The 10,257-nt window shown below is 68.1% G+C and carries 4 protein-coding genes; all 4 read left to right on the forward strand.

Annotation, left to right across the window (positions count from 1 at the left end):
* The first annotated feature begins 12 nt into the window (after positions 1-12).
* A complete protein-coding gene (locus tag JHD73_RS03745; protein WP_199027892.1) occupies positions 13-4,113 on the forward strand; it encodes a baseplate J/gp47 family protein in 4,101 nt (1,366 codons plus the stop codon).
* Complete coding sequence (locus tag JHD73_RS03750; protein ID WP_199027894.1) at positions 4,110-4,943, forward strand: hypothetical protein; 834 nt, start codon at positions 4,110-4,112, stop codon at positions 4,941-4,943. The genes JHD73_RS03745 and JHD73_RS03750 overlap by 4 nt, the downstream gene beginning before the upstream one ends.
* Positions 4,940-7,489, forward strand: coding sequence for a hypothetical protein (locus JHD73_RS03755; protein ID WP_199027896.1), 2,550 nt, complete (start codon positions 4,940-4,942; stop codon positions 7,487-7,489). Before JHD73_RS03750 ends, JHD73_RS03755 begins: the two co-directional genes overlap by 4 nt.
* A partial coding sequence (locus JHD73_RS03760; RefSeq protein ID WP_199027898.1) for a contractile injection system tape measure protein occupies positions 7,486-10,257 on the forward strand: 2,772 nt, incomplete at its 3' end. The genes JHD73_RS03755 and JHD73_RS03760, both read left to right, overlap by 4 nt.

The following is a 10,257-nucleotide window of genomic DNA, read 5'->3' on the forward strand; positions in this document are numbered from 1 at the left end:
AAACGGGGCGGCATGGGATACGGTACGCGACAAGACCAGCGGTTGGCCGATGCACTGCGGCCCGGCTATGTGCTGCCGGACGAACTGAGTCTTGCGCAGCGGTTGGCGCTGACACTGGCGCAGGCGGGCGACCTGCGCTTCAGCGAAGGCGGTGAGCAGGGCACAGGCGGCCACTGGGACAACGTGCTGCGTCGCGACGAGGCCATCGTGCTGGCCGAGCTTGCCGCGTTTCCGCTGGAACGGCTGCAGCAGGAGTTTCTCGCCGCGCTCGAGCGCGAAGGTGAGGCCGCGCTGTGGCAACGGGTCTGGCGGCTCGTGCGCAGTTTTGACGGGTGGTGCCAGCAACTGAGCGACGCGGGGCCGGAGGCTGCGCGCGCGTTGGGCCAGGCGTTGCTCACGCAACTGGAGCAAGGGCTGGCAGGGATGCTTGCACCCGGTGTACGCGCGTTCGGCCATGGCGGCGGTACGCTGCATCCAGCCTGGGCCCGGTACACACCGCAAGCGGCCGGCACGCAGGATTTGCCGCTCGGCAACGCGCCAGTGCGCCGCCAATGGTTGCGGCGCAGCTGGCTTGCGCTGACGTTGGCGATCGAGAAGCTGCAGCCGCTGGCGAGGGCGGCGCTCGACGAGAGTCTGAAAAGCGGTCGTCATGATCCGGCGATGGGTCTGTTGCTGGCGGCGCATGCGCTGGTCCAGTACAGTCGTGCGCCGCTCAACCGCTTTCCCGAGCGGCTGATCGACTTCTACTATCGTGATGTGCTGCGGCTGCAGCCGCGCGCCGCATCGCCCGATCGCGTGTTCCTTCTGCTGGAGCGTGAGCCGCGCTTTGACGGGGCGGTGCAGATCGAGACGGGCACGCAGTTTGTCGGCGGTAAGGATGTCGCAGGCCGTCCGATCGCGTTTGCGGCGGACGGCCCGCTGGAAGTGACCGACACGCGCGTGGCGGCGCTCTATACGCTGCGCGTGGAGCGCAATCCGCTGATCTCGCCCGAGCGCGAGTTTGAGTACGCGACAAGCGTGAAGGTCGAGAAGCTGCCGCTGCAAGCGCCGGAAGCCGCCTATGCGGCGCGCCCCGCATGGTGGCCGCTGCTTGGTGGCCGCGCGCGCGGATCGGCCTCGCATGCGCAGGATGCCCAACTTGGCATCGCGCTGGCCTCACCGCTGCTGCGGCTGAAGGAGGGGCGGCGCGAGGTGCGCATCCGCATGCAGTTCGCGCACCCATCCGACGACGATGGCTGGCTGCAGAACGCGCTGCGTGCGCCAGCCAGTGCGCGCACGCCGGAGTGGCTGGCGCAGGTCTATGCGCGCTACGCGGCATTCGAAGCGCAGCACTTCCCGCCGCGCCCGCGCTCAGGGTCGGTTGCGTCGGCGCCCGATGCCGCTGCGCTGGCGCAGGCCGCATGGCAGCGTTCCCCCGAGTTCGAGGCCGATGTGCAGTTGAGCTTCCTGCTGGCGGCCTGCCTTGCCTGCGACAACGCCGCTGTGTTTGCTGAACGCCTGGGTCGCCTGTTCGCGGTTTGGTTGGTGGCGGGCGAGGAAGCACTGCGCGCGGTGGATATTGCTGCGCTGCGCGCGCATGCGGCCACATTGCCCGGACAAGGCGCCGGCCGCCGGGTCGAGATCGACGACCCGCTGGTACTGATCTATCCGCCACGCAATCATGACGAGGCGGCGGCGCTGCCGGATCGTGCGTTGATCTTCGGGCGTGTCTTCGCGGGTGTGTGGGAGGCGCGGCTTAGCACGCAGGAGGGTTGGCTGACGGTCGACAAGGTGTTCATATGCCGGCGGTCGCCAGCCGGCGGCACATCACCGCGCGGCGGCGGCATCGAGTTGGTCGTGAGGCTGGGGCCGGAAGAGCCCGCCGTGGTGCCGTGCGACGCCGCGGTGCACGGCGCGCAATGGCCCGCGCAGGCCGTGCTGCAGTTGGGGCTGCGGACGCAGACGCGCATGTATGCCTACAGCATGCTGCAGCAGTACCCACTGCTGGAGATCAATCTCTCGGTTTTCGTGCATGACCTGCGCGACGTGGTGCTCTACAACCAGCTTGGCCGTCTTGATCCGTCCCGGCCGTTCCAACCGTTCGGCCCGATGCCGTCAACGGGAAGCTACCTGATCCTCGGCAGCCCGGAGTTGGCCTGCAAGCCGCTGACAGCGCTGCAGGCGCGCCTGCGTTGGGCTGGCCTGCCGACGCGGCCCGGCGGTTTCACGACGCACTACGCGGGCTACCCGGGTGACTGGCACACAGGCGCATTCCGGTTGCGCGCCCAGGTGCTGGTGGATGGTCAATGGCAGGCGGGCGAGGGCGAGCCTTTGCCGCTGTTCGCGGGCACGGACAACGACATGCATATTGCGGCCGGCCAGCGCCTGCGGTTTCCGGCGACGGAACTGCGCCGCCTGCATCGCGCAACGCCGCCGCGCCCGTCCGGTCGGCCTTTCGTGTTTGGACTGAGCACGCGCAACGGATTCTTCCGTTTCGACCTGGCCGAGCCGGAAGGCGCCTTTGGCCACGCAGCGTATCCGACGCTGCTTGCCGCCGCGCTGACCCGCAACGCGCGGCTCAAGCGTGCCGGTGCTTTGCCGCGCGAGCCCTATACCCCGACGCTGGAAAGCCTGACGGTGAACTACCAGGCCACTCAGGATCTGTTGCTGACGGGCGACGGCGCGTCCGGCGCCGACGGCCTGCGCCAGGGTGTGTATCACCTGAATGCGTTCGGTGTGTTGCCGGTGCAGCGCAATCGTGTCGGCCAGCACCCGACGCTGCTGCCGCGCCATCCGAACGATGGCTGTCTGTATATCGGCCTGTCCGGCGGCGATCCACAGGGCGCGCTGAACCTGTTCTTCCACCTGCGAAAGGAAGAGGCTGCTGAGCGCTGGATCGACGCGCCGCCGGTGCTGCATTGGTCCGTCTGGCGTGAAGACGGCTGGCGGCAATTGGAGCCGCACCAGCAACTGGCCGACAGCACGCAGGGGCTGCTGCGCTCGGGCATCGTGCAACTGAATCTGCCGGCCGGCATGCGCACCGAACGCGGCGCGCTTCCGGAGCCTGCGTACTGGCTGCGCCTGTCTGCCGACTGGGGCTTTGCGCAGTTAGCCGGGCTCTACGGCGTGCACGCAAATGCGATCAGTGCCACGCGCTGCCTGCAGGCAGCGGCTGGTGGCAACGAAGCCGGCAACGAAGCGATGAGCGAGCCGCTGCCGCCCGGCGTGATTCAGGCGCCGGCGCGGAGCGTGCCGGGGCTGCGCCGCGTGCTGCAGGTGGGGCCGTCCGAAGGTGGCCGCCCCGCCGACCCGCCCGAGGCGCTGCGCCTGCGCGGCGCCGAACGGCTGCGCCACAAAGCGCGTGCCATCACCACGTGGGACTACGAACGCCTGCTGCTTGATGCCTTCCCGGCCGTCTACAAAGTCAAGTGCTTTGCACACCATCAGGCCACACTCGGTGACGGCAACGGCCTGCAGCACCGGAGGCTTGCCAGCTTGCCGGGCCACGTGCTGCTGGTGGTCGTGCCGTATCCGCACGCGGGGGAACTGTTCAGCAGTACCGAGGGGCCACGCCTGGATGCCGCTTCGCTTGACGCCATGCGGCGTTACATCCAGGCCTGCGCGCCGCCGGGCGCAAGCGTGCTGGTGCGCAACGCGGCGTATGAGCGCGTGCAGGTGCGCTGTTCGCTGCAGCTTGCTACAGGCAGCCACCCGGGGGCGACGCTGCGACGGCTCAATCAGGCGCTCGTCGAGTACCTGTCGCCGTGGCACACCACGGGTCTGGGCGCGGATTTCAACTGGAGGGTACGCGGCGACGCGCTGGAGGCCTTTCTACGTGCCCAGCCCAGCGTGACGGCTGTCGGGCGGCTATCGCTGCTGCACATCATTCGCAACGACCAGCAGTTCTATGCACTGCACGACACGGCGATGCGTGCCAATGGTGCGGGATCGGAAATGGTGCTGCCGGCACAGCCGTGGAGCCTGGTGCTACCGACGCGCCAGCACCTGCTTGAGTTGCAGGACGATTCGCGCATCCTCGCCCCTGTGACGACTGGCATCGACCGGCTCGAGGTGGGCGGGACTTTCATTGTGGGCCGGCCGCAGCCGGACAAACCTGCTGCAGGAACGAGATGACGAGCCGGAGCCGAGAATCCCTCAAGCGCTACTTCCGCGATGGCGCGCTGCCCAATGAGGACCATTTCGCCGACCTGATCGACTCGATGCTCAACATGAGCGACGAGGGCTTTCGCAAGACGGTCGAGCATGGCTTCGAGGTGTACTCGCCGCAGGGGCACGATGCGCTGGTCAGCTTTTTCCGCGAGCAGGAGCCTGAGACACCGGCTTGGCATTTCGAGCTCGGCGGCGCCCGCGATGCGCTGCTGGTGCACGGCCGCACACCACCCAGTGATGCAGCGCAGCCTGGCGCGCCATCGGGTGCGAACACCGGGAGCGCTGCGCCTGCGTTGCTATGCCTGGACCAGGAGCGCCGCGTTGGCATCGGCACCGAGTCGCCGCGGGTGGCGTTGGATGTGGCCGGCGTAGTGCGCAGCAGCGGGCGGCAGGGGGCCCATGCACGTGCAGTGGAAGTGCCGCTACTCGCCAACGGCAAGTGGCAGGACCTGACGGACGCGCTGGAAGGTTGTCAGGCCTTCGAGGTCGTGGCGGGCGCTGGCCACCGTGGGGAAGGACGTTTTGGGCTGATGCATGCCATCGCAGTCAACACCTACAACCCGACACTCGGGCTCCTGAACCTGTTCAACCGCAAACGCGGCATCCGGGCCACGCACGGCTACTACAGCCGGCGCTGCGACCGCCTGCTGCTGCGCTGGGATGGCACCAGCGGGCGCAATGCCAGCTATCGCCTGCAAATCCGCACCGGCTGTGACTTTGGTACCGGCGTGCGCATCCAGGCGCAGTTGACGCAGTTGTGGTTCGATCCCCACATGAGTGAGGGGCAGCCATGAACCGGCGGTTGTCCCTCGCGGATGCGTTTGCTGAGCACACCGCCCCGGCTGGCGAGGCCGAGTCGGCATCTATCCCGCGGCTGCTCGATGACCCAGCGCATGGCTTCGTCGACCTGCGCCGACGCGGCATTGCGCTGGCGCAGGCGCTTTCCGGCGAGTTGTGGACCGACTACAACCACCACGACCCCGGCGTTACGCTGCTCGAAGCGCTTTGCTATGCGCTGACCGAATCTGTGTTCGGCGCCGAAGCCGATGTGGCTGACCTGCTGACCGAGGCGGACGGGCGTATCCACTACCGGCGCCACGCACTGCACGGCGCAGAGGAAGCGCTGCCGTGTCGGCCCGGTACGGAGGCAGACTTGTTGCGCTATCTGCTCGATTGCGTGCCCACAGTGCGCCATCTGCGCATGCGGATGCCCGGCGCAGACGGCCGGTGGCACATGGCCCTGCGAGCGCACGCGGGCCAGGAGGCCGCTGCCGCCGACGCGGCGGCACGGGCCTATCGCGCGCAGCGCAACCTCTGTGAAGACCTGGCTGGGGCGCCGCTGGTGCTGCAGCCACGGTGGTGTGCGCTGCGGGTTCATCTGTCCGTGGATGGCACGCGTGACGCAGGCGATATTCTGGTCGAACTCGTCCAGCGCTGTGCTGCACTAATCAGTGGCGCGCCGCCGCGCCAGCCGTTGCGTGCGCGGCTGGACCAGCGTGATGCGCAGGGTCGTGCGCTCGACCCCGCCGGGCAATTCGAGGGGCCGGCTGTGCGCTACGGCTGGATCGATGCCGCCGATCTGCAGCGCGATCCGGCCAGCCAGCTCTACTTCAGCGACCTGGCTCGCGAGCTGAGCGAGATTGCCGGCATCGCCGAGATCAGCACACTGCGGCTCGACCTGCTCGCCACGGAGGATGCTGCTGGTGGTACCGCCGACAGCCTCGCCTGGCATGGCCCGGATTGGGCGCTGCAGTTGCGCTGGCCGGACAGCCACGATGCGCTGGCCGACTGGCAGGTAACGCGGCGCGGCAGCCTGCTGCCGATCGACGAAGCAGCTCTGCTGGCGCGGCTTGCCGACGAACGCATGGCAATGCAATCGGCTGATGTGCCGCGGGCTGCCACCCAGGTGCACCGGGCCGCAGAAGTCCTGCTGGCCCGGCCAATGGGACATTACTTGCCGGATGCGCCGTACTACTCCATCTGGCATCACCTGCCGCCGCTCTATCGGGACATGCATGCCGTGCCGCGGGCGCCGGCTGACGATGCTGCGCGCTTCAGCGCATACCTTGCGCTGCTTGAGCAGTGGATCGCACATGGCGATGCGCAGTCGCTGCACCTGCGGCAACTGTTCAGCCTCGAAGCGAAACCCGTGCAGAGCTACTGGTGGGCACCGCTCGATGCCGCGCAGGCGCCAGCGGGCGCAGTGACGAACAGCGACAACGTACTGGAGCGCCGCTCGCGCGTGCTCGACCTGCTGCTGGCACTGCACGGCGAGAGCTGGGGCCAGCACAGCATCCAGGGCTTTGGCTGCTATTACGACGCGGACCAATGGCAGGCGCACCTGTACGACTGCAAGCGGCGCCTTGCGCAACGCGTTGTGCGCCACACGCGCGATCGTGCCGGCGGCTTCGATTACGGCAAGCCCTCGCTCGGCCGCAAGGGAAACACGGCGCCGTTGCAGGAGCGCGTGAGCCTGCTGCTTGGCTTTGCGCAGGCACACAGTCGTCTGCTCGGTGGTGGTCTCGCTGCGTACGGTATGGCGCTGGACGAACAGGCTGGGCCGGGATTGCGCGCGCGGTTGCCCGACGATGCCGAGGCGCTGACGATGTGGGACGCGTCGCGCGCACGCATCCAGGCGCACTACGACGACGATCGAAGCGTAGGGCGCGTGGCGGCACGCCTTGGGCACTACTACACAGGGCTTGACCTGAAGGCGTTTCCTGCCGCGTTACTGCGATGCGCGGCGTATGCCGAGCGTTACCGCCGCGTGGCTTCTGACGCAGAGCACCCGCTCTGGCTGGGGCCGGACGAGCAAGGCCGCTGGTGGCCGCTGGCGGTGCGCGGCGGGGCGGACGGCGTGCTTGCCCCCGCCATGTACCTGCATGCGTTTGCCTGCCATGTGCAGCGCGAGGCCGAGGGGCTGCATCTCGTCGAGCACATCCTCCTGCGGCCGCAGGGCGAGACCGCTGGAGAGGGCAATAAGGTCAACAAGACCGACACACTGCCGGAGTTCTACCCGAACAGGATCAGCGTGATCCTGCCTGGCTGGACCGCACGCGGCGCTGACCGCAGCTTTCGCGATCTGGCCGAGGAGACCATCGCACGCAGCTGTCCGGCGCATATCGCGCCGAGGGTGCTGTGGCTCGATACGGCCAGCCTCGCGCGCTTCGAGCAAGCGTTCGAAGCTTGGCTCCACGCCCGCGTGGCACTCGCGCGAGCACCGGCCGGCGCCGATGCGACGGAGCGCGGCAGGCTGGCCGGACATCTCGACGCGTGTGCCGCGACGTTGCGCGGACAACTCCACGACCCAGATGCGCACCATGATGGGGAACGTACATGACGACGCCTCTCCAGCAAGGTGCCGCCGGCATGCGGCACGCCATCGAAACCCTGCAGTGGAACAGTCGCGGTATGTCGGACCGTGAACACGCGCACGCGCACCAGGCGAGGCTCAGCGCATTCCTGAACGGGCCGGGGCTGCGGACGATCGAGCGGGTGTTCTCGCGACTCTCGCCGCCCGGCGAGGTATGGCAGTTGGACAGCCTAGAGATCGACACCGGACCGATGCAGGCGGATGGCAGCTTCGCACAGTGGTCTGAGGTGCTGGAGCACCAACTGTGGAACACGCTCTGGCGTGCCAGGCATGAACAGGGGCGCACGCGGCCGGCTGGCGTGCTGTCTGCAGACGACCACGCGCTCGAGCATTTTCTGTACTACCTCCAGCACGGCCACCTGCCGTGGGCACGAAGCACGCTGGCGGGGCGCGAGCTGTCAGCGTGGCTCGCACGGCTGGCGCGGCGCACCGGAGCCGCACTATGGACCCGGCTGCGGCAGCTGCAGCCGGCCGACTACGTGGAGGCCCGGCTCAGCCAGATCGCGCCCTGCGAGGGGCTGCAGGCGTTGCTCGCGGTCAGGCACCGTGAACTGGCCGACAGTCTCGACAGTCTCGATGCGCAATTGCTGGCGCCGCTGCAGGCAAGGGGACGCCTCTCGGCCTATCAGGTCCGGCAACTGCGGCAGCGGTGGCGTGTGGCCGGATTCCGTGTGCTGTGGGCGGAGCATGCCGGCAGCCTGGGCGCGGACGCGTTGCGCCGGCTGCAGCGCGAGTTGGGGCCTGCGCTGGCGATGCAGTTGGGGCGCGGTGGTTTTGGCACTTGGCGGCCGCAGGTGGGCGAGGGCAAGGAGTTCGGGCAGCGCTTGCTGCTGGGCGTGCTTGATGTCGTGGCATCGACTTCCGGGCAGCACAGCGATGCGACCGAAGGCGCGGATGCCATGACGACGATGCCGCGTGAGACGGATGGCAACGGCACGTTGTTGTCATCTGCAGAGCCTTCGCTGTTCTCCTCGGATGCCGCGGGCACTGATCCCTCAACACGATTGGATACGGATTGGCAGCGCATCTGCACGGCACTGGACGGACGCCATCCGCTGGACGCACCGGCGCTCCGCGCACTGCTGCGAGGCATGCGCTTGCATGATGCAGAGCGCGTGCGGGCGCGACTGCGCGTGGAAGGACTGCGCCATCAGTCGCGGCAGGCCTGGTTTGAAAGGCTGGGTGCCGAGACGGTGTGGGAGGTCATGCAGGCGACTGCCGCCAATGTGCGCGTAGTTGGTGAATCACCGGCTGCTGCCGGCGCGAGCTGGGCGGAATCGCTACGGCAGTTCGCGTTGGCGGCGCTGGCCGGTGGAGAGCAGCCGGGCGGTGGGCGGAAGGCGGGCTTGTCGGCGCTGCAGGCGTGGCTTGCCGACTACTGCCTGCGCGAATGGCTGCTCGGCGGTCAGATGCCGCGCGATCCTCGTGGCTGGCGGTTGCTCTGGAGCCGGGCGTTGGCTGAGTGGCGCGGGCAGACGCCAGCCACAGTCATATCGCAAGGCGGGCAAGTGCGCGAACGGCGTGCGGCCAAGACCGGAGCGAGCCGCTTGTCGCAAGGTGAACACAACGGTATTGGCGCGTACACGATGGAGATTGACGAGGCGGACGATGCTGCCGAAAGGCTACGGCAAACGGTAGGCGGTCAGCAGCGAACCGGCGCCGTGCGGCAGGCGGATCGCACGCCGCCGTCGTCGTTGTCTGCACACGAGATGACGCGGTCCACAAACGAGGTCAGCGTCGCTTCGCTAGGTCCCACGCTATCTGAGCGCTATGTGCGGGCCATGCGGGAACTGGCGGCCCAAAGTCGTGCGGTGCCGCCATCGGCACTGTTTGCACGCTGGCGCGCACGCTTGCGCCGCTTTGTCGAGGCGCAGCCGGATGGACTTGGCGTCGCGCACTTCGCGGCCAGCCGTGACATGTGGCGCAGTGAGCTGGCGGGAGACGGCACGCCAGCGGAGGCGGCACATATGGTGGGAGCGACAAGCGCGTCTCTGCCTCCACAGTCACGTCTGCTTGCGCGTTGGCTGGACGGCGCTGCCAGTCCTGGCTCCGCTGCGGCATGGGCCACCCTGCTGAGGACGCCGGACCGCCTGCACGCCGCGCTGCTTCCCCGCGTTCGCCGCCGCGCTTGGCGCGTGCACGTTGCGCGGCACTGGACCATAACGCGAAAGCTGGAACTGCTCGTATTGATTGATGCGGCAAAGGGCCATGAGTGCCTGACGCACTGGCAAGCGGCACTGGAACGCTGGCAATGGCTGCCACGGGCAATCGCAGCGTGCACGATACGCCCAGCACCATCCGACCGCGCGACGATCAACCGGCTGCAGAAGGCATGGCTGTGGGAGACCACTCTGCAATGGGCCGCAGAGCCGGGGTTGCGCTCCGTTGACACCACCGCTGAGGGTGACCTGTTTGCCTACTGGCTGTGCAGGCTTGGGGAGCCGACCAACATTGCGGATGCCGGCAATTGGGCGATGTCGTTGCCTGCGACAACCGATGCTGTTCGTGATGCGCTGCAGAGGTTGTCGATCCGGCCGGGTCTTCGGTTCGGGGTGGCCACTCTCCCGCGATTGAGAGTGGAGGGCGTTGGCGGTGTGGGTGCGGCACCCGCCCGAACGATGCGGACGCTGGAACCACGGCCGGATTCACCTACGGCAGTTTCACGTCGCTCGCAAGCGGGCGAGGGGAGAGCGGGTGGCATCCGCCACAGAACGCGCGCCGTTACACCGTCCCCG

The sequence above is a fragment of the Ralstonia sp. ASV6 genome (assembly GCF_016429285.1).
Taxonomy (GTDB): Bacteria; Pseudomonadota; Gammaproteobacteria; order Burkholderiales; family Burkholderiaceae; genus Ralstonia; species Ralstonia flaminis.

What these genes read in the sequence shown, in the direction of transcription:
- JHD73_RS03745 (WP_199027892.1), top strand. Translation starts at nt 13, where the DNA reads ATGGGATACGGTACGCGACAAGACCAGCGGTTGGCCGATGCACTGCGG.
- JHD73_RS03750 (WP_199027894.1), top strand. Translation starts at nt 4,110, where the DNA reads ATGACGAGCCGGAGCCGAGAATCCCTCAAGCGCTACTTCCGCGATGGC.
- JHD73_RS03755 (WP_199027896.1), top strand. Translation starts at nt 4,940, where the DNA reads ATGAACCGGCGGTTGTCCCTCGCGGATGCGTTTGCTGAGCACACCGCC.